The sequence below is a fragment of the Lentzea sp. genome, assembly GCF_035525475.1.
GTDB lineage: Bacteria > Actinomycetota > Actinomycetes > Mycobacteriales > Pseudonocardiaceae > Lentzea.
This window is the reverse complement of record NZ_DATLEC010000246.1, coordinates 1-19,012: the sequence shown is the minus strand read 5'-3', so window position 1 is coordinate 19,012 and position 19,012 is coordinate 1. Positions and strand designations below refer to the sequence as shown.

Below are 19,012 nucleotides of genomic sequence, written 5' to 3'. Positions count from 1 at the left end.
GCCAAGCTCTGCCGCCAGGTCGTGCCCAAGCAGGCCCAGCAGTTCGTGGAACGCGAAGGCAACGCGCTGTGGAAGGCCGCCGTCGCCCGTGCGCAGAGCACGACAACGTTGGCACACGACGCTTACGACGACCGGCCGCTCTACTGGGCCCGCCTGCAGTTCAGCAGTGCGTTGCGCCAGTGGAAGCCGCGCTTCGCGATCTCGCCGGCCGACCGCGCGAAGCTCGTCCAGCGCTTCGACTGGGCCTCACGGGGTCTGAGCGACGCGGCGTTCCCGGCCAGGGCCGGTGTGCGCAAGATCGCGGTGACCGGCTTCGACCCGTTCCAGCTCGCCGGCACGAACGTGCGGCGCGCCAACCCCGCCGGCGCGGCGGCGTTGCAGCTCGACGGACGTGAGATCTCCACGCCGACCGGCAAGGTCGTGCTGCAGGCCGCGGTGCTCCCGGTGCTGTGGGGCGGGTTCGACGAGGGCGTCGTCGAGCAGTTCTACGGAACCGCGTTGCAGCAGAAGCCCGACGCGTTCGTGACGATCAGCCAGGGACGCCCCGGCCGGTTCGACGTCGAACGGTGGGCGGCGCGCTGGCGTGGCGGTTTCGCGGACAACAACGACATCGGCTCGTTCGGCAGCGTCCCGGACGCCGCGGGCTGGCCGCAGCCGGGCAACGAGTTCATCGAGACCTCGCTGCCGTTCCAGAAGATGATCGACGCGGGCACCGGCCCGTTCACGGTGAACTTCAACCGCGCCTTCTGCGAGTGGGTCGTCGTCGGCTCCGAGCAGTCGTGCCGCACTGACGAGCCGACGCCGGGCAGGGTCGCGGCCAGCGGTGGCGGCGGTGACTACCTCTCCAACGAGAGCATGTACCGGGCCAACCGCCTGCGAATCGGTTACGGCGCAAGCGATGTCCTCGGTGGACACCTCCACACGCCGGTGCTCGGGCAGCCCGCCGACCCGGCCGCGCTGACCGACGAGGCCTTCGAAAAGCAGCGTCGGGACATCGCGGATCAGGTGAAGGCCCTAGTCTCTGTGGTGTGACCCGTGTGCGGCTGGCGGTGGCAATTGTCCTGAGCACGTTGACGCTGTCCGCGTGCGCGATCCAGGTGGGAGGGCAGGCGGTCCCGGGACCGATGCCGTCCACGGCCTCCGCCGCCGCACCCACGCTGCCGAAGTCGGGGCAGTGCATGAACGCCTACGAGCTCAAGGTGCTGCAGTGCGGCGACTCGCACGAGGCCGAGGTCATGAGCGTCGGCGAGCTCAGCGGCCTGCCGACGACCTACCCGGACACGCAGGCGCTGCGCAAGGCGGCGCTCCCGCCGTGCCGCCAGACGCTCAGCGACTACCTGGGCAGCACGGACGCGGACTCGACGCGCCTGCGGGTCTGGGCGTTCTGGCCGAACGAGCAGGGCTGGAAGGACGGCCAGCGCTGGCGGCTGTGCACCGTCGTGGAGATCAGTCCCGACGAGAAGCCGCTGGCGCGCAAGGGTTCCGTGAAGGACATCCTCAAGGGCAACGGGTTCTCGACGTTCCAGACCTGCACCCAGGGCTCGCCGTCGAAGGACCAGGAGGTCAAGGTCGTCGCGTGCGCCACGCAGCACCTGGCAGAGGCCGTGCCCGCCGGTGTCGTGTCGCTCGGCAAGTCGAGTGACCCCGCTCCGTCCAAGGAGCAGATGAACTCGATCGCGAACGAGAAGTGCACCAAGGCCGTGCACGACTACCTGGGGTCGAGCAAGCGCACCGACGTGTTCCCGGCGTGGCGCAACCCCGGTTCCCAAGCCTGGTCAGAGGGTTGGACCAACGCCGTCTGCTACGCGGAGGCCACCAAGGCCTTCAACGGCACCCTCTTCGGCATCCGGGACAACCCGCTGCCGAACTAGCCCGGCGACCACGACCATCAGCACGGCGGCCACGGACAGCACCAGCATCGCGATTCCTGCGATCCCCACGGCACACCTCCCTCTCCGCCCTCGGTGACGATCTTTGTGATCGCCATCACGTACCTAGGACGTTCTCGGGAGGGGCCAGGTTCATTCCTGGAGCAAGACCGTTTGCTCGATCGTGAGGAAGTCCGGCCAGGAGACGGCCTGGGGAGAACTGCCCCCAGGCTTGTCCACAGCTATCCACAACATGTGCACAGAATCGTCCACACCTGTGGACAACTTCGTCTCATGTGGACGATGAGCTGCGCGGACTCAGAGAAAATTGCTGCACAGGACCACGCCGACCACCACGCCGATCGCTAAACCGGCGACGAACACGGCTGTGTACCGCCACCACGGCGTGCGGGCCGGCGGAGCGGGCGGCACGGGGTAGTAGCGCACGATGCCCGTCGTCGGGCCCACCTCCACATCGCGCTTCGACCCGTCGAAGTTCAGCCCGCCGAGGAAGTCGTCCTGTGTCACGGCATCAGTAGTACCCCACGAGGTGACCCACCGGTCGCCGTTGACCGGTGGGTCACCGAACACCTGGGAGTACTAGCCCAGGCGCTGCTTCAGCGCGGCCAGCTCGTCGCGCAGCGTGCTCGGAACCTTCTCGCCGATCTTGGCGAACCACTCCTCGACCAGCGGGATCTCGGCGCGCCACTCGTCGGCGTCGAACGCGAGCGCGGCGTCGATGTCCTCGCGCGAGGTGTCCAGGCCCTCGAGGTCCAGGGCGTCCGCGGTCGGCACGTAGCCGATGGGGGTCTCGACGGCGGCGGCCTTGCCCTCGAGGCGCTCGATGGCCCACTTCAGCACGCGCGAGTTCTCGCCGAATCCCGGCCACAGGAAGCGCTTGTCCTCGCCGCGGCGGAACCAGTTGACGTAGAAGATCTTCGGCAGCTTGTCGGCGTCGGCGCGCTTGCCGAGGTCGACCCAGTGCTGGAAGTAGTCACCGGCGTTGTAGCCGATGAACGGCAGCATCGCCATCGGGTCGCGGCGCACGACGCCGGTCTTGCCGACCGCGGCGGCCGTGGTCTCCGACGAGAGCGTGGCGCCCATGTAGGTGCCGTGCTGCCAGTCGCGCGACTCGGTGACCAGCGGGATCGTCGTGGCGCGGCGGCCGCCGAAGAAGATCGCCGAGATCGGCACGCCCTTCGGGTCGTCCCACTCGGGCGCCTTGATGTCGCACTGCTCGATCGGCGTGCAGTAGCGGGAGTTCGGGTGCGAGCTGAGCTCCTCGCTGTCCGGCGTCCAGTCCTGGTGCTTCCACGAGGTGAGGTGGGCCGGGGGTTCGCCCATGCCCTCCCACCAGATGTCGCCGTCGTCGGTCAGCGCGACGTTCGTGAACAGCGAGTTGCCCTTGGCGATGGTGCGCATCGCGTTGGGGTTGGTGTGGTAGTCCGTGCCGGGCGCGACGCCGAAGAAGCCGTTCTCCGGGTTCACCGCGTACAGGCGGCCGTCCTCACCGAAGCGCATCCAGGCGATGTCGTCGCCGAGCGTCTCGACCTTCCAGCCGGGGATGGTCGGCTCCAGCATGGCGAGGTTCGTCTTGCCGCAGGCCGACGGGAACGCGGCGGCGATGTAGTACGCCTTGTTCTCCGGCGAGGTGAGCTTGAGGATCAGCATGTGCTCGGCGAGCCAGCCCTCGTCGCGCGCCATCACGGACGCGATGCGCAGCGAGTAGCACTTCTTGCCGAGCAGGGCGTTGCCGCCGTAGCCGGAGCCGAAGCTCCAGATCTCGCGGGTCTCCGGGAAGTGCGAGATGTACTTGGTGTCGTTGCACGGCCACTGCACGTCTTCCTGGCCCGGCTCCAGCGGCGCGCCGAGCGAGTGCAGCGCCGGCACGAAGTCCGCGTCCTCACCGAAGACCGCGAGGGCCTTGGTGCCCATGCGGGTCATGATGTGCATGGAGACGACGACGTACTCGGAGTCGGTGATCTCGACGCCCAGCATCGGCTTCTCCGCGTCGAGCGGGCCCATGCAGAACGGGATCACGTACATCGTGCGGCCACGCATGCAGCCCCGGTAGAGCTCGGTCATGACGGCCTTCATCTCGGAAGGGTCCATCCAGTTGTTCGTCGGGCCCGAGTCCTCCTCGCGCACGGAGCAGATGTAGGTCCGCTCCTCCACGCGCGCGACGTCCGTCGGGTCCGAGGCCGCCCAGAACGAGTTGGGCTTCTTCTCGAGCGGCACGAACGTGCCGGCGTCGACGAGCTTCTTCGTGAGACGGTCCCATTCGCCCTGAGACCCGTCAGCCCAAACAACCTCGTCCGGGCAGGTCAGCTCAGCGACTTCCTGGACCCATGCGAGCAGACTCGCGTGGTTGGTAGGTGCGTGTTCGAGACCGGGAATGGTCACTGCCGTCATCTCGTCTCGTCTCCTGACTGAACGCCTCGGCTGCCCGAGGACGTGGTGGTCCGGTAAGGACTGCGTCGTCCTCGGGAATAGCTCCACACGCCCGGTGGGGCCGGGCGTACGTGGAAGGGGATGGATCGAGGTTAGCCCGGTGAATGGCAGGTAAAGCACCCCCAGCCTGTCGGTTCCCTCACAAAACCGATTCTGTAATCGATTCAGCACTCGGACGGAGTTAAGGACGCGCTCATGCCGGGAAAAACACAAGAGGCCCCGGTGCGGTTCTCACCACACCGGGGCCTGTGACCTGCGCTTCAGTTCTGACGTCAGTTCGGGCTGATCCACTGCCCGGTGGTGGAATCGATTCGGACGACGCCGTCGAAGCGTTCTTCCTCGAGCCACTCGTCCGAGTCGTCCAGAATGCCGCTCTTCGAGTCGGTCACGTACCGGCCGTCGGACTCGATGTGCCCGTGCTCGACCTCGACCCAGTCGTCACCGCGGTGCTCGGACATCGTGACCTCGCCGGACCGGGTGATCTCGGTGGCCACGTCGGCCTTGCCGTCACCGTTCTTGTCCGTGAACAGCCACGTGTCGCCGCCGTCGTCGCGGACCACGGCGGTGTCGGCCCTGCCGTCCCCGTCGGTGTCCTCGGTCGCCGGACCGACTTTTCGCTCACCTTCCTCGGTGGCCACGACAATCGCCTGCGAGGAAGAGGAATTCGTCTTTTCCTGATGCGGGTCGTTGGGGTCCACGGCGACCCACTCACCCGAATTCTCCTCGAACCGCGCCTGGCTCAGGAGATTGCCGTCCTTGTCGAACGTGCTCATCAGATCGGCGTCGCCATCGCCGTTCGTGTCCGTGAACGCGAGATGACCGCCGTCATCGGTCTCGACGACGGCGGAGTCGTTCACGCCGTCCTGGTCGAGGTCGAAGGTGACGTCGGCGGTGTACTCCTCGTCCTCGACGGTCACCTTCAGCTCGGCGTCGGCCGCACCGTTCTCGTCGATGTACACCGGGACACACCTCCTACTTGCTCATGTACCGGTATGACCCACGTTATGCCGGTTTGGTTCCGCGGCCAACCGTTTGCGCCCGTGTCGTCCCCAGGACGAGGCTAGGCGCGGTCGCGGACCGAGCGGATGCGGCCCAGCAGCTCCTCCGCCTTCGAGCGGCCCTGCTCGACCTCGGCCAGCTGCCGCGTCACGGACTGCAGCTCGCGGCCGCGTTCGCCGGCCTCCATCCGCAACGCCCGGTCGACCTCGCGCAGCTCGGCCTCGATCGCCTCGATCCGCTTGGCCAGCGCCTCGTCCAGGGCCAGCGACAGGGCCTGCTCCGCCTCGATCAGCTGCTCGGCGGCCAGTTGGTCCACTGTGGAGCGTGCGTCGGCGATGGCGTCGGAGAGCCACTGCTTGACGTGCTGCTTCTCCGCCGTGTGGGTGCGGGTGCGGGCCATCCACCAGCCCGCGCCGAGGCCCAGTGCGATGGTCACCGGCAGGACCACCGGGTTCAGCACGGCGATGCCCAGGCCCGCCAGCGGCATCACGGCCAGCTTGCCCGCGCCCAGGCCGCCGGAGACGCCCATGAACACCAGGAGCTTGTCCTCGGCCGTGGGCGGGCGCTTCTCCTTCGGGCGCAGGATGACCGGCGGTTGCTCGCCGCGGGCGAACTGGCCGCGGATCATGGTCAGCTCCTCCGCGCTGAACAACGCGGCCAGCACGGCGTCGGTGACCTGGGCGAGGCGCACCGACAACGCGGTGGAGATGCGGCCGGAGACGACCTGCAGTGCGGTGTCGACCTGGTGCGGCAACGACGTGAGGGCGGTGCGGTCGGCGGCGTCGATGGCCTGGCGGTACCAGGTCTGGAGGTCGCGCATCTGGCGGGAGATCTCGTGGGAGTTCTCGACGCGGGCGCGTTGGATCTCGCCCCGCAGGCGGACCTGCCAGCCTCGGGTGGACGAGCGGCGTTCCGTTTGCAGTTCTTCACGGCGTGCCCGCAGAACAACAGCTTCGTCCTCGCCCACGGACAAAGCGCGCTTCTCGTGTTCCAGGCGGATTTCGAGTTCGGCGAGCACGGTCGACAAAGCGCGCAATGCGTTGGCCTCGGCCAGCATTCCTGCGCGTCCGGTGACCAGTTCCTGCAACGCCGTCTGCAGGGCGGAGATGCCCGAGCGTTCGCGGAGCATGGACGCCGCGTCCGGGTTCGGGGCCTGGGCCGCCATGTCGAACAGGCGCGACGACACCGGGTGGAAGGTCGCGTCGGCGAACCGCGGGGCGTGTTCGGCCAGCAGCGCGCGGTCGGCGTCGAGGACCTGGCGCCAGCCGCGGTACTGGTCGGTCTTGGTCAGGGCGAAGACGACGGTCTCGACGCGGTCTCCGACGCGCTGAAGGAAGTCGAGCTCGCCGCGGGTGAACGGGGACGAGGCGTCGACGACGAAGACCAGGGCGGTGGCCGAGGTGACGGCTTCCAGGGCGAGCTCGCCGTGCACCGACTCCAGGCCGCCGACCCCAGGAGTGTCCACAATGGACATCCGTTCCAGCAGCGGGATCGGGGCGTCGACCTCGACGTACCGCGGGGGCAGCTCGCCCTCGGGCAGCTCGTGGGCCGCGGAGACCCAGTTGATCAGCGCGGGCAGCGGGAAGCCGACGGGCGCGAGCACGCCGGGGTAGCAGGCGCGGGCCGCCCACGACGGGCCGTGCTGGAAGACCAGGTAGGTCGAGGTGGCCACGTCGGCGTCGACCGGTGACAGGCCCGGTGTGGCGAGCAGGGCGTTGACCAGCGAGGACTTGCCGCGGTTCGTCTCGCCGACGATCACGACCGACGACACCTCCCGGACCCCGCGGCGGGTGACCCAGTCGGCCATGGACGGGTCGAGGTCGCGCACGAGAGCGGTGAGACGTTCGCGCGTCTGCCGGACCGTCTGGGAGAGGTTGCTCATCGGGCCGTGTAGACCGTCACGATCGGTGCGCGCAGCACGCGGCCGCGGTCGCAGAAGCCGGGGACCTCGGTCTCCGCGACCAGGCCCTGCAACGACAGGTCGTCCGTCGGCACGGTCCCGCCCGCCTCGTGCCGCGACGGGTCGAAGCGCTGGCCGTCGGCCCTGACCGCCACGACCCCTATGGCCGTCAGGCCTTCCTCGATGCGGGCGACCACGCCGGCACTGGCGCGGTCCAGCGCGTACAGGCACAGCTGGACCAGCGCGCGGCGCTCGGCCAGCGCCTGGTCGAGCAGCTCGTCGGCAATGGTCTCCACACCGTGGTCCGACGCCAGGTCGGCCGGATCGGTTCCGTTCACGCTCATCGGTGCCCCCCAGCACGTAGTCGCTGCCAGATGAGGAAATACGCCCTGTGGACGACGTGCGCCACCCGAGCCTGCGCCGGCGTCGCGCCGAAGGAGGCGAACGAACGCCACCAGCCGGCACGTTCGAGCGCGTGGGCGACGAGCTCGGCGACGGGTCTTCCGACCAGTCCCAGCTGTCCCGCCACGTCCGGGGTGCTGCCGACGCGCAGCACCTCCTCCGTCAGGTCCGGTGCCAGCGCGACCGCGCCGGACGACACCAGCGTCAACGCCTCCAGCAGCCGCAGCTGGTGTGCCTCCGGACGGGCCAGCAGGACTTCGATCGCGTCGTGCACGCGCTGCCGTTCGCCGGGTTCACCCGAGGCCAGCGACGTGACCGACGCCAGCGCTGCCGCCGCCTTGATGCCGTCGGCCCGTGCGCGGAACACGGCGTCCAGCCGTCCTTTGACGGCGGCGAACCCGGAGGCGTCGAACAGCACGCGCCGCAACGCGCCCGCGGTCAGTCCCGGCTCGGCGTCGAGGGCTTGGAGGGCGCGGCCGATGCCGTAGAGGTCGAGCTTCTCCAGCAACCGCGACCGCACGCCCGCCGCGACGTCGCAGTCCCACGACGTGAAGAGGTCGCCGGACATCAGCATCATCGTCCGCGTGTCCGCGTCCAGCGCCGCGAGCTGCCGCAGCGCCTCCGCGTCCGCCGACGTGAACTCGCCGGTCTCCGCGGACTCGGCCAGCAGGCTGATCACCGGGAGCACGTCGGCGACGCGCGGCTTGAGCAGCTGGGCCTGCTTGCCGGCGAGGATCTCGGCGGCCCGCCAGACGTCGCCGTCCGACCCCTCGACGGTCTCCGGCGCCACGGCGTCGACCTTGTTCAGCGCGGCGATGGCGTTGACGGGCCCGGCTTCCCGTGACGCGGTCGCGGCGGTGAAGGCCGCGATGGTCGAGTGGTCGTCCGCGCGCACGCCCTGCGTCACGACGTAGAGAACGGCCTCGGCACCGGCGACGGCGTTGCGTGACACGGGATCCAGCAGTTCCTCGGTGCGTGCGACCGAAGCCGCGTCCAGCGAACCGAGCCCCGGCGTGTCGATGACGGTGAAGTCGCGCAGCACCGCGTTCGTCAGATACGCCTCGATGTGCGAGATGCCCTGCACGCCCAGAGAGGCGGGGATCATGCCGTTCGCGTCGAACGGCAGCACCTGCCGTCGTCCGTCCTGGAGCACGACTTCAATGCGGTCGACGGTGCCGTACTGGTAGCGCGTGACGAGCCGTGTGCACTCACCGACGTCCGTGGGCGCGACCCGGCGGCCGATCAACGCGTTGACGAGAGTCGACTTCCCGGACTTGATCCGCCCCGCCACCGCGACCTGCAACGGCGCGTGCAGACGGCGCAGCACCTCCTGGAACCCGGCGGCGGTCCGCGGGGAGACCTGCGGCTGCAGCGCAACGCACAGGTTGGCCACCGCCGCGCACAGCGGACCGGCCAGTTGTTGTCCCTGCAACGCCGTCACGAGCGCAAATCGTGCCACGGTTTGTGCCCGTGTGTGTGCGGGTAGCCACCGTGCATGGGTGACAGCTACGTGACGTTCCTAGTGCTGGGGATCGTCCTGGTCGCGATCGACGGCCAGCTGATCTACCACAGCGGCAAGGGATACCTACGACGTGCCTCGTACGACGAGGACCAGGCCGGCAGCATGATGAAGCTGACGGCCGTCCTGTTCCACCTCGTCGTGCTCGGCTTGCTGGCGCTGGTGTCGACCGTCGACATCCGCACCGGCGACAGCGTGAAAGACGTGGTCGTGAAGCTGGGCATCGTGCTCTTGCTGCTGGCACTGGCTCACGGCGCGACGATGGCGATCCTCTCGAGGATCCGTGATCGTCAGATGCAGCAGCAGCTCGCGGACCAGATGGCCGAGGAGCACCGCATCTACGAAGAGCGGCAAGAGGAACGCCAGGCCCGCATCGGCGAACCGCGACCCGCGCCCAAGATCGAGTCGCCTTACTCACCCAAGTAATGGGCTCGCACGGCGTTCAGTGCCTCCCCCTCACTGGCGCCGAGTGACCGAGCGATGGCGACGAACTCCGCCGCGGCGGCGGAGAGCGGGTCCGGTGCATGCGAAGGCAGGGCGGCCACCACGGTGCCCTGCCTTCGTCCTGTCGTGAGCACGCCCTCGGTCTCCAGCTCGCGGTAGGCCCGCGCGACCGTGCCGGCGGCGAGCCCGAGGTCGGCGGCGAGCTGGCGGATGGTCGGCAACCGCGCCCCGACCGGCAGCACACCCCCGCCGATCAACCGGACGAGCTGGTCCCGGACCTGGCGCCAGGGCGCGACGCCGTTGTCGACGTCGACGACGATTCTCGGAGCACTCACCGCGCGATTGTCGCCACGGGCGCCTTGGTGTTCACCATCGCGATCCACACCAGGATGCCGAGGAAACCGGGCCAGCCCGGAGCCAGCACACCGGCCACAGCCGCACCGAGTCCCGCCGACACGTGCACGCTGCGGGTGCGCAACGCCATGTCGACGACCTGGTCACCGTTCGCGGGCCGCGCGACAGCCGCCCAGATGATCGCCACCACGGCCACCGCCGACAGCGCCAGCAGGACCGTGCGAAGCCAGTTCTGGGAGATCCCGAGGTAGACCGCCGTACCCGCCACGAAGACGACGTACGAGATCAGGACGTACCTGGACGCGATCTCACGCAGCCCGCGCGGTGCGAGCACGGCTTCACGCCGGGCGTGCCGAGGCGGTCGCAGCGCCAGCAGCTCGGCGAACAGGGTGCCCGCCAGCACGGTCACCAGTATGTCCCCGTCGCCGTCGCCCAACGGGGTGAAGTACCCGATCGCCGGGTAGAGCCACGGGTACAGCAGGCGCCGGCGCTTCAGGTACCGGACGGCGTCCTCCACCTGCGACTCCGAGGGGTCGGGCACCTCCCACTTCCTCAACAAGCGCCTGCCGTTCGAAGCGGTCGGCCACAACAACACGAGCAGCATCAACCCGACGAACACGAAGACGACCACCGCGGCCACGCGGTCACTCATGGCAGCCCCCCGAACTTTGTATCAACCCCTCGACACAATAACTCACACTGAAGTCGTACGCGAGGTCAGCCCGTGGCGCGACGCGCGGAAGTTCGATCCGCACCTAATCTTGTCCGGTGCGGAGGTTCAGCCTGTGGATGAAGGCTCACCCGGCGTTCGGGGACTCCCTGATCGCCGGGCTGTTGTTGCTCTTCGACCTGGGCGTGGCCGCCACAGCCGTGGACCGGGGCGTGTCGTTCTCCGCGTTCCTGGCCGTGACCCTGCTGATGCTCGGCCCGCTGCCGTTCCGCCGCCACCACCCGCTGGGCAGCAGCTACCTGATCCTCGCGGGCGCCTTTCTGCAACTCTTCACACACGGCGGTGACGCCGGCCTGCCGGTGCGGATGTCCGACTTCGCGCTGGCCATCGCCCTGTACACGCTGGTGGCCAACATCGGCCGCAAGGCAGCCCTGATCTACTCGGGCTGGCTGCTGGCGGGCACGCTGCTCTGGGCGATCTTCCAGGTGGGCGAGATCCAGGCGGTCTTCCTGGCGTTCATGGTCTTCGTGATCTTCGGCTTCAGCTGGGCCATGGGCGAGTTCGTAGGAGCCCGCCGCGCCTACCAGCGCGAGATGGAACAACGCCTGGCACTGCTGGAAACCGAACGAGACCAGCAGGCCAAACTCGCGGTGGGCGAAGAACGCTCCCGCATAGCCCGAGAACTGCACGACGTCGTCGCCCACGCGGTGAGCGTGATGATCGTCCACGCGGACGGCGCCGCCTACACCATCAGATCCCAGCCAGAGGTGGCCGAGAACGCGGTCCGCACGATCGCGGAAACAGGCCGCCTGGCCCTGACGGAGATGCGCCGCCTCCTGGGCGTCCTCCGCAGCGAGGACGCGGAAACGCAGTGGGCCCCCCAACCAGACGCGCGAGGCGTCGTCGAACTGGCCGAGAACACGAGGGCGGCCGGCGTCCCGGTCCGCCTGGAGATCAGCGGCGACGTGGACGACCTCCCGGCAGGCGTGGGCCTGAGCATCTACCGCATCGTGCAGGAAGCCCTGACCAACACCATCAAGCACGCGGGCTCGGGCACAACGGCCATGGTCCGCCTGGCGAGAACCCCGGAAGAGCTCCGCCTGGAAGTGGTGGACAACGGCTTCGGCACCCCCCACGACGTGGTGAAGGTCTCCGGCGGCAACGGCCTGATAGGCATGAGGGAACGGGCAGCGGTGCTGGGCGGCGAGTTCGAGGCGGGCCCCAACCCAGGCGGCGGCTGGCGAGTCCGCGCGACATTCCCACTAGCCGCATAGGGTGATCGAGTGATTCGGGTGCTGCTGGTAGACGACCAGGAACTCATGCGCATGGGCTTCCGCATGGTGCTGGGCGCACAAGAGGACATCGACGTGATCGGCGAGGCCGCAGACGGCCTGGACGCGGTGCAGATGGCCGACAAACTGCGCCCCGACGTGGTCCTGATGGACGTCCGCATGCCAGTGATGGACGGCGTGGAGGCAACAAAGCGCATAGCCGAGGCGAACACGGCCAAGGTCCTGGTGATGACCACCTTCGACATGGACGAGTACGCCCTCTCGGCCCTGCGAAACGGAGCAAGCGGCTTCCTGCTGAAGGACACGCCCCCGTCAGACCTGGTCTCGGCACTCAGAGCAGTGGCCTCAGGCGACGCGGTCGTCTCCCCGTCGGTGACCAAGCGCCTGCTGGGCCGCTTCCTGGGCGACGGCGGCGGCGAACTGCGAGACGCGACAGTCCTGGACGTCCTGACGGAACGAGAACGAGAGGTCCTGGTGCTGATCGCGAAGGGCCTGTCGAACACGGAGATAGCAAGAAAACTCTTCCTGTCAGAAGCGACGGTGAAAACCCACGTGGGCAGAATCCTGGCAAAGCTGGAACTGAGGGACCGCGTACAGGCAGTGGTGCTGGCCTACGAAACGGGCCTGGTCCGCCCAGGCGACGCCTGACAACGACGGCGAAGCCGAGCTCTTCACAAGCCGCCCGGTGGGGTGGTCTTCGAACAGGTGGCGGGGTGCGGGGCAGAGCCCCCGCACCCGTAGCTCACCGATACTCCGACGGATCAGCCTCAACGACCACCCCAGCCATCCGAGGCTTGACCACGTCATCCCACCACCGACCCCAATCAGGCTGAGACCCGTCGAGATCGGTGAACCCGTACTCCCGCTTCAACTGCCAAGACGACAAACACTGCCCAGCAAACCGCCGCCGCTCAGGATCAGCAGCCAGCCAAGCAATCCCCCGCCCCAAATAATGCGGAGTCTCGGACAACGCGTAGTCGGGCACCTTCTCCACAGCATCCCGCCAGTTCTCCTCGGTAACCCCGAACGTCTCCAACATCTGCTCAGACCGCAAAAAACCAGGCGTGGCAGCAACAGCGGTGACGTTGGGAAAATCTCGAAGATCCTTGGCAAGCACCTCGCCGAACCGACGCACCGAATTCTTGACCGCGTCATAAGCGAGGTTGACGAAATAGGCCTCTCCGTCCTCCCCGTCGGTGACCTCAACCACAAGGCCGTCATCAGACCGAACGACAAGCGGCATCAGCCTGTGGATGGCAACAAGATGCGTCTCCACCCCATTGCGGAACATCCGCAACTGACGCTCCAGGTCGTGCTCCCAGAACTTCCCCCACTCGACGAGGTTCTCCCCACCCCAGGCGTTGTCCACGAAGATGTCGAGCCTGTCCCCGATCCGCGCGGCAAGGGCATCCACATCGGACGGAACGGTGAGATCACACCGAACAGCGATCCCGCGCCCACCAGCCGAGTCCACCAACGAGGCGGTCTCCTCGATCGTCTCCGCCCGCCCCACCTCGGACTGCTGAGCACGAGTGGTCCGACCGGCAACGAACACAGTCGCCCCAGCCGCCCCCAACTCGACGGCGATGGCCCGCCCAGCCCCCCGAGTAGCCCCGGTGACCACGGCGACCTTCCCGCTCAAATCGGGCTCACTTCTTGGCAACACGCCGAATCCCCCTTCCCTCACCCCAGGAGAGAACAACCATCTCGTCGCCCCCGGTCGTGATCTGCACGACCTCGGTGACGTCGAACCGGAACAGGTCCAGCTCGCCACCCTCCGGCATCCACCCGGTGCGCTCGAACAGGTCCTTCAGGTACAGGTCCTTGTCGAGGAAGAACTCAGCGGTCCCGCTGATCTTCGCGTCACCGGCCTCGGCAACCGACGCGGTAGTGCTCATGCAGTGCAACGCGAACCGTGGATCCCGCTGCAGATCCCGCGACTTCAGCGAGCCGACCATCATCCCCGCCCACAACTCCCCGCGAGCGAAATCCGGCTCCACCCCGCTGATCCGCGGCGAACCGTCCTTCCGCAGAGTCGCGATCAACGCATGGCGGTCGGCAGCGAACCGCCCTTCCACGAAAGCAGCCATCTCCGGCTGCTCGGCCGAGAACTCAGCCCAGGTAGCCATCAGCGCATCCCCTTCAACACCATGTCGACGTCTTCCGCCGTGCGCGCCAGCAGGTCGCCGCGCGGCCGGACGGACCAGTCCATCGAAATCCCGTAGACCAACGCCGAGAGAACCCGAGCCGCGTTGCCGGGCAACCCCTCGGCAGCACAAAGAACCTCGAGCTCGGCCTCCAACACCGCGTAATGCCGAGCCAGCAGAGAACGCAGCTCCGGATCGATCAGATCCACACCGAGCTGCGCGAGGTTGTTGGCAGCGACCACCGGGTCGGCGATCCGGTCGAACCAGGTCAGCAACGCCTCGCGAACGCTCCCCGCGGACCGCATCCGCTGCACGACCTCCTCGGTGCCGGCCCGGGTCAACGCCTGCAACAACCCGCTCTTCGACCCGAACCGCTTCGCCACCGCCCCCACGGACACCCCGGCCTCTGCCGCCACGTCGGCGACGGTGAACTCAGGCCCGCGCCGGTCGATGACCGCGGCCACAGCGGACAGGATCCGCTCGTCGGTGATGGTCCGGGGTCGCGCCACGGTGTTAGTGAACCACAATTCACTAACCTTCGCCTAGGGTGGCGTCACGTGAACTGGAGACCGCGCCTGGTCGCGTTGGACATCGACGGAACTCTGACCCCAGTCGGGTCGAACGACATCTCACCGGCCGTGAAGGCGGCGATCACGCGCGTGGCGGACCACGGCACCAAGGTCGTGCTGTCGACCGGCCGCAGCCTGATCGGGGTCGCCCCGGTCGCCGCGCAGCTGCCCGTCTCGTTCGCCCTCTGCTCGAACGGCGCCGTGTGGTGGGACCCGGCGACGAACGAGATCCCGAAGCGCACGACGTTCGAGCCCGGCCCGACCATCGAGGCGTTGCGGGCGTTGCTGCCCGGCACGGTCTTCGCGGTGGAGCGGACCGGCGTCGGCAACCTCGCGCTCGGCCACTTCCTGCCGGGCGACCTGTGGGGCGAGACGATCGACGCGACGTTCGACGAGATCGCCGCCACGCCGACCCCGCGGCTCGTCATGCGCTGGCTCGACCACACGCCGGCCGAGCTGTCGTTCGCCGTCAAGGACCTGGACCTGCCGGGCATCGAGTGGTCGGTCGACCACACCGAGGCGTGGCTGACCGCGGTCCCGCCCGACGTCACGAAGGGCTCCGCGCTGGACGAGCTCTGCGACGAGCTCGGCATCAGCACGGACGACGTGCTCGCGATCGGCGACGGCACCAACGACGTCGAGATGCTGAAGTGGGCGGGGCTCGGCGTCGCGATGGGACAGGCCCCCGCGAGCGTGCAGGCGATCGCGGACGAGGTCGCGCCGACCATCCTGGAGGACGGCGCGGCGCAGGTGCTGGACCGCTTCTTCCCCGGCTAGACGCACGCCTGGACCGTCTCGCGCAGCCAGCGCTGCGCGGGATCGGCGTCGAGGCGGGCGTGCCAGTGCATGCGCACGTCGATGTCCGGCAGGTCCGCGCTGATCGGGAACCACCGCAGGTGGCCGGGGAACTGCTCCGCGAGACGTTGCGGCACAAGGCCGACGTAGTCGCTCGACGCCACCAGCAGTGCGGCGGCGGAGTAGAACGGGACGACCGCGGCGACGTGCCGACGCAGGCCTGCCACCTGAAGCGCCGCATCCAGCGGCCCCCGCGTCCGGCCTCGGCGGGACACCGAGACGTGCGGGTGCCGGCAGAGCTGCCGCAGCGTCGGGCGGTTCCCCAGCGGGCTGTCCGCGCGCACGACGCCCACCAGCCGTTCCCGGAACAGCACGGTGGACCGGATGTCCGCCTCGCCTTCCCGCCCTGCCCCGATGTCGAGGTCCACCGAGCCGTCCCGCAACGCGTCGACGCTCTCGTCGCCCTCCGCCACGAACCGCAGCACCACGCCGGGCGCCCGCGCCGCCACCTCGGTGACGAGCCGGGTCACCACGCCGTCGCCGACGCGGATCGTGAACGTCCGCCGCAGTTCGGCGGGGTCGAGCTCCTTGGCGTTGACCAGCGCGGCCGCCTCGTCCAGCAGCGAACGAACACGCGGTGCGATGCGGAGCGCGAACGGCGTCGGCACCATCCCGCGGCCCGCGCGCACCAGGACCGGATCGCCCACCGCCCGCCGCAACCGCGCCAGCGCCCGGCTGGTCGCCGGGATCGACAGGTGCAGCCGCTCGGCCGCCGCGGTGACGCTGCCGTCCTGGAGCAGGGCGTCGAAGACGCGCAACAGGTTCAGATCGAGCTGATCAGGCACCTTTGCATCGTATGCAACTGAGTCTTGTCAAAGTTGCGTGGCGAGCAAAGCCCGGCGGTTCCTACCGTCGCGGACATGACGAACTTCGAAGCCGGCATGACCGCGTTCATGCTCATCAAGACCACCCCGAAGTGGCTCACCCTGACCGTTCCGCAGCGGATGGAGGCGTTCGAGACCGAGATCGTGCCCGTCATCAAGGAGAAGGCCGAAGGCGTGCGGTCCCGCTTCTACGACACCGAGTTCTACTCGGCGCGCGTCACCGACGTCTGGGTGTGGGAGGCGCGCGACCACGAGTCATATCAGCTGCTCGTGGAAGCGCTGCGCGAGACGCCCTTCTGGGACACCTACTTCGAGGTGGTGGACCTGCTCGTCGGGGTGGAGAACGGGTACGCGCGCAACTACGGCGTCGACCCGCTCGCCACCATCAACACCTAATCGGACACGTTCCGCTTGGCGACGACCTTGTCGACCTTGACCCGGACGACCATCTCGCCGGGTACGCCGTTGCGTTCGGCGTAGGCGTCGGCCTGGTCGTCGCCCATGTAGCGGGCGGCGGTGCGGCCGGCCCAGTACCTGAGCTGCTCCGGGTCCTCGTCCACGACCGCGCGGCCGGTGATCGTCACGAAGTCGAACGGCGGTGTCTCGTCGTCGAAGCACAGCGCCACCCGGCCGTCGCGCAGGATCGACTTGCCCTTGACCGTGTCGCGCGCGGTCAGGAAGACGACGTCGGGGCCGTCGAGGTCCACCCAGACCGGTGCGACGTGCGGCGACCCGTCCTTGCGGGTGACCGCGAGCTTGGCGGTGCGGGCGGGCTTGGCCAGGACGAACTCGCGCCACCAGCCCTCGGGAGCTTCCGTGTATCCCATGTGGCTCATTCAACTACGACTGAGGTAGCGACACCCGACGACGGAAGTTGACGTGGCCGCAGACCGCAGGGCGATGTGCCGGACCCCCTCGGCGCAGGAGACTGTTCCCGTCACCGAGAGGGGAACAGCTGATGATCGAGGCAATCGGCCTCACCAAGAGATACGGCAGGACGGTCGCGGTCGACGACCTGTCGTTCACCGTCCAACCTGGACGGGTGACCGGATTCCTCGGTCCGAACGGCGCGGGCAAGTCGACCACGATGCGGATGATCCTGGGGCTCGACCGTCCGACGGCAGGCCGCGTGCTGATCGACGGCAAGCCCTACGCCGAGCTGAACCGTCCACTGCGGACGGTCGGTGCGCTCCTCGACGCCAAGTGGGTGCACCCCAACCGGTCCGCCCGCTCCCACCTGCGCTGGCTCGCGAAGTCCAACGGGCTGCCGAAGGAGCGCGTGGACGCGGTGCTCGAGGCCGTCGGTCTCACGCAGGTGGCGGGCAAGAACGCCGGCGGGTTCTCGCTCGGCATGTCGCAGCGGCTGGGGATCGCCGCGGCACTGCTCGGCGACCCGAAGGTGCTGCTGTTCGACGAGCCGGTCAACGGCCTGGACCCCGAGGGCATCCTCTGGATCCGCACGTTCATGCAGAACCTCGCCGCCGAGGGCCGCACGGTCCTGGTGTCGAGCCACCTGCTGTCCGAGATGGCGCTGACGGCGAGCGATCTCGTGGTGATCGGCAGGGGGAAGCTGATCACGCAGAGCACCACCCAGCAGTTCATCGACCGCGCGGCGGGCAACTCGGTCCTCGTGCGCAGCCCTCAGCTGTCCCAGCTCGGTCCGCTGCTCGTGGACAAGGGCTTCACGGTTCGTGACAACGCGGACGGCGCGTTGTCCGTATCGGGTGCCACCAGTGACCAGATCGGTGACATCGCCGCCAACAACGGTGTGGTCCTGCACGAGCTGAGCCCCCAGCGCGGTTCGCTCGAAGAGGCGTTCATGCAGCTGACCGGCGATGCTGTCGAGTACCACGCAGAGATCGGGAAGTGAGTCTGATGACCCTGTTGGCAGTCGAGAGAATCAAGCTCTTCTCCACCCGTTCGCCCTACTGGTGCAGCGCGCTCGCCCTGGTGCTGGGCGTCGGCCTCACGGCGATCTTCGCGGCGGCGACCGACGGCCCGGTGCCGCTCGGGCTCACCCAGATCGGCAGCAGCCAGCTCGCCATCGCCGTGGTCCTCGTGATGGCGGCGCTCGCGGTCACCACCGAGTACCGCTTCAACACCATCCGCTCCACGTTCCTCGCGGTGCCGAACCGCACGTCGGCGCTCGTCGCCAAGACCGTCGTGGTCGCGTTCATCGCCGGTGTGCTCGGCGAGATCATCGCGTTCGGCTCGTGGGGCGTGGCCAAGCTCATCTCGCCGAGCTCGGACCTCGCGATCAACACCTCGGCCGAGTGGCGGCACGTCGCGGGCATCGGCCTGATCTACGCCGTCGGCGCGGTCATCGCGGTCGCCGTGGGCATCCTGGTCCGCCAGACCGCCGGCGCCGTCGCGATCCTGCTGGTGTGGCAGATGCTCGCCGAGGGCCTGATCGGGATCATCCCGAAGGCCGGCGTGAAGATCCAGGCCTGGCTGCCGTTCATGAACGCCACGCACTTCGTGTCGATGGGCGACGACAGCCCGGAACAGGGTGGCGCGGGGGTCGACTTCAAGCTGAGCGAGTGGGGCTCGCTCGGTTACTTCGCCGGCATCGCCGTGGCGCTGCTGGTGGTCGCGCTGGTCGTCGCCAAGCGACGGGACGCGTGACTCCCCACACGAGCTGACACCGCGGGGGAGCGGGACGTGGGTCATCCGTCGGGGGATGATGGGCGCTGCCACCGTCGAAAGCGTGCTCGAACC

22 protein-coding genes are annotated in these 19,012 nt (G+C 68.5%); 9 read left to right on the top strand and 13 right to left on the bottom strand.

The window, feature by feature from the left end; genetic code table 11:
• Together VM306_RS37060 and VM306_RS37055 are read left to right on the top strand one after the other, a co-directional pair.
• The coding region (locus VM306_RS37060) for a hypothetical protein (protein ID WP_325523416.1) at positions 1-1,032 on the top strand (1,032 nt) is incomplete at its 5' end.
• On the top strand, positions 1,029-1,871 hold the full coding sequence (locus VM306_RS37055; protein WP_325523414.1) for a septum formation family protein: 843 nt from the start codon (positions 1,029-1,031) through the stop codon (positions 1,869-1,871). The genes VM306_RS37060 and VM306_RS37055, both read left to right, overlap by 4 nt.
• A gap of 315 nt (positions 1,872-2,186) precedes the next feature.
• On the opposite strand, the gene VM306_RS37050 is transcribed toward VM306_RS37055, so the two are convergent.
• The 6 genes from VM306_RS37050 to VM306_RS37025 form a co-directional block, all read right to left on the bottom strand.
• Positions 2,187-2,396 carry a hypothetical protein gene (locus VM306_RS37050; protein ID WP_325523412.1) on the bottom strand — a complete coding sequence of 70 codons (210 nt, stop codon included), beginning with the start codon at positions 2,394-2,396 and terminating at the stop codon, positions 2,187-2,189.
• 72 nt (positions 2,397-2,468) lie between these two features.
• Positions 2,469-4,280, bottom strand: coding sequence for a phosphoenolpyruvate carboxykinase (GTP) (locus VM306_RS37045; RefSeq protein WP_325523410.1), 1,812 nt, complete (start codon positions 4,278-4,280; stop codon positions 2,469-2,471).
• Positions 4,281-4,591: 311 nt separating this feature from the next.
• Complete coding sequence (locus VM306_RS37040) at positions 4,592-5,278, bottom strand: DUF6802 family protein (protein WP_325523408.1); 687 nt, start codon at positions 5,276-5,278, stop codon at positions 4,592-4,594.
• 101 nt (positions 5,279-5,379) lie between these two features.
• A complete protein-coding gene (locus VM306_RS37035; protein ID WP_325523406.1) occupies positions 5,380-7,200 on the bottom strand; it encodes a dynamin family protein in 1,821 nt (606 codons plus the stop codon).
• Positions 7,197-7,562, bottom strand: coding sequence for a nucleotide exchange factor GrpE (gene grpE / locus VM306_RS37030; RefSeq protein WP_325523404.1), 366 nt, complete (start codon positions 7,560-7,562; stop codon positions 7,197-7,199). The genes VM306_RS37035 and grpE overlap by 4 nt, the downstream gene beginning before the upstream one ends.
• The gene (locus tag VM306_RS37025; RefSeq protein ID WP_325523402.1) at positions 7,559-9,061 is read right to left on the bottom strand and encodes a dynamin family protein; all 1,503 of its coding nucleotides are present in this window, start codon (positions 9,059-9,061) and stop codon (positions 7,559-7,561) included. The genes grpE and VM306_RS37025 overlap by 4 nt, the downstream gene beginning before the upstream one ends.
• A 54-nt stretch (positions 9,062-9,115) precedes the next feature.
• Here VM306_RS37025 and VM306_RS37020 point away from each other — a divergent pair, with 54 nt between their 5' ends.
• Positions 9,116-9,565, top strand: coding sequence for a hypothetical protein (locus VM306_RS37020; RefSeq protein ID WP_325523400.1), 450 nt, complete (start codon positions 9,116-9,118; stop codon positions 9,563-9,565).
• Here VM306_RS37020 and VM306_RS37015 read toward each other — a convergent pair.
• Entirely contained in the window at positions 9,550-9,918 is a 369-nt protein-coding gene (locus tag VM306_RS37015) for a GntR family transcriptional regulator (protein WP_325523398.1), read from the bottom strand. The genes VM306_RS37020 and VM306_RS37015 overlap by 16 nt on opposite strands.
• Positions 9,915-10,589, bottom strand: coding sequence for a hypothetical protein (locus VM306_RS37010; protein ID WP_325523396.1), 675 nt, complete (start codon positions 10,587-10,589; stop codon positions 9,915-9,917). Before VM306_RS37010 ends, VM306_RS37015 begins: the two co-directional genes overlap by 4 nt.
• Before the next feature lie 116 nt (positions 10,590-10,705).
• On the opposite strand from VM306_RS37010, the gene VM306_RS37005 reads away from it, so the two are divergent.
• Both VM306_RS37005 and VM306_RS37000 read left to right on the top strand, forming a co-directional pair.
• Positions 10,706-11,881, top strand: a complete 1,176-nt coding sequence (locus tag VM306_RS37005) for a sensor histidine kinase (protein WP_325523394.1) — start codon at positions 10,706-10,708, stop codon at positions 11,879-11,881.
• A 9-nt stretch (positions 11,882-11,890) separates the two neighbouring features.
• Positions 11,891-12,547, top strand: a complete 657-nt coding sequence (locus VM306_RS37000) for a response regulator transcription factor (protein WP_325523392.1) — start codon at positions 11,891-11,893, stop codon at positions 12,545-12,547.
• A 94-nt stretch (positions 12,548-12,641) separates the two neighbouring features.
• Here VM306_RS37000 and VM306_RS36995 read toward each other — a convergent pair whose 3' ends face one another.
• The 3 genes from VM306_RS36995 to VM306_RS36985 are packed head-to-tail and all read right to left on the bottom strand — an operon-like array spanning position 12,642 to position 14,555.
• Positions 12,642-13,541, bottom strand: coding sequence for an SDR family oxidoreductase (locus tag VM306_RS36995; protein ID WP_325523390.1), 900 nt, complete (start codon positions 13,539-13,541; stop codon positions 12,642-12,644).
• A gap of 7 nt (positions 13,542-13,548) precedes the next feature.
• A complete protein-coding gene (locus tag VM306_RS36990; protein ID WP_325523388.1) occupies positions 13,549-14,028 on the bottom strand; it encodes a pyridoxamine 5'-phosphate oxidase family protein in 480 nt (159 codons plus the stop codon).
• Positions 14,028-14,555 carry a TetR/AcrR family transcriptional regulator gene (locus VM306_RS36985; protein ID WP_325523386.1) on the bottom strand — a complete coding sequence of 176 codons (528 nt, stop codon included), beginning with the start codon at positions 14,553-14,555 and terminating at the stop codon, positions 14,028-14,030. Before VM306_RS36985 ends, VM306_RS36990 begins: the two co-directional genes overlap by 1 nt.
• 48 nt (positions 14,556-14,603) lie before the next feature.
• Between VM306_RS36985 and VM306_RS36980 the strand changes: the two genes are divergently transcribed.
• Positions 14,604-15,392, top strand: coding sequence for an HAD-IIB family hydrolase (locus tag VM306_RS36980; RefSeq protein ID WP_325523384.1), 789 nt, complete (start codon positions 14,604-14,606; stop codon positions 15,390-15,392).
• On the opposite strand, the gene VM306_RS36975 is transcribed toward VM306_RS36980, so the two are convergent.
• The gene (locus tag VM306_RS36975) at positions 15,389-16,255 is read right to left on the bottom strand and encodes a LysR family transcriptional regulator (RefSeq protein ID WP_325523382.1); all 867 of its coding nucleotides are present in this window, start codon (positions 16,253-16,255) and stop codon (positions 15,389-15,391) included. The genes VM306_RS36980 and VM306_RS36975 overlap by 4 nt on opposite strands.
• A gap of 75 nt (positions 16,256-16,330) precedes the next feature.
• Between VM306_RS36975 and VM306_RS36970 the strand changes: the two genes are divergently transcribed.
• The gene (locus tag VM306_RS36970) at positions 16,331-16,690 is read left to right on the top strand and encodes a darcynin family protein (RefSeq protein ID WP_325523380.1); all 360 of its coding nucleotides are present in this window, start codon (positions 16,331-16,333) and stop codon (positions 16,688-16,690) included.
• Here VM306_RS36970 and VM306_RS36965 read toward each other — a convergent pair.
• Positions 16,687-17,121, bottom strand: a complete 435-nt coding sequence (locus tag VM306_RS36965; RefSeq protein ID WP_325523379.1) for a PPOX class F420-dependent oxidoreductase — start codon at positions 17,119-17,121, stop codon at positions 16,687-16,689. The genes VM306_RS36970 and VM306_RS36965 overlap by 4 nt on opposite strands.
• A 131-nt stretch (positions 17,122-17,252) precedes the next feature.
• Between VM306_RS36965 and VM306_RS36960 the strand changes: the two genes are divergently transcribed.
• Both VM306_RS36960 and VM306_RS36955 read left to right on the top strand, forming a co-directional pair.
• Positions 17,253-18,164, top strand: coding sequence for an ABC transporter ATP-binding protein (locus VM306_RS36960; RefSeq protein WP_325523377.1), 912 nt, complete (start codon positions 17,253-17,255; stop codon positions 18,162-18,164).
• A gap of 5 nt (positions 18,165-18,169) precedes the next feature.
• On the top strand, positions 18,170-18,919 hold the full coding sequence (locus VM306_RS36955; RefSeq protein WP_325523375.1) for a hypothetical protein: 750 nt from the start codon (positions 18,170-18,172) through the stop codon (positions 18,917-18,919).
• Positions 18,920-19,012: the final 93 nt, after the last annotated feature.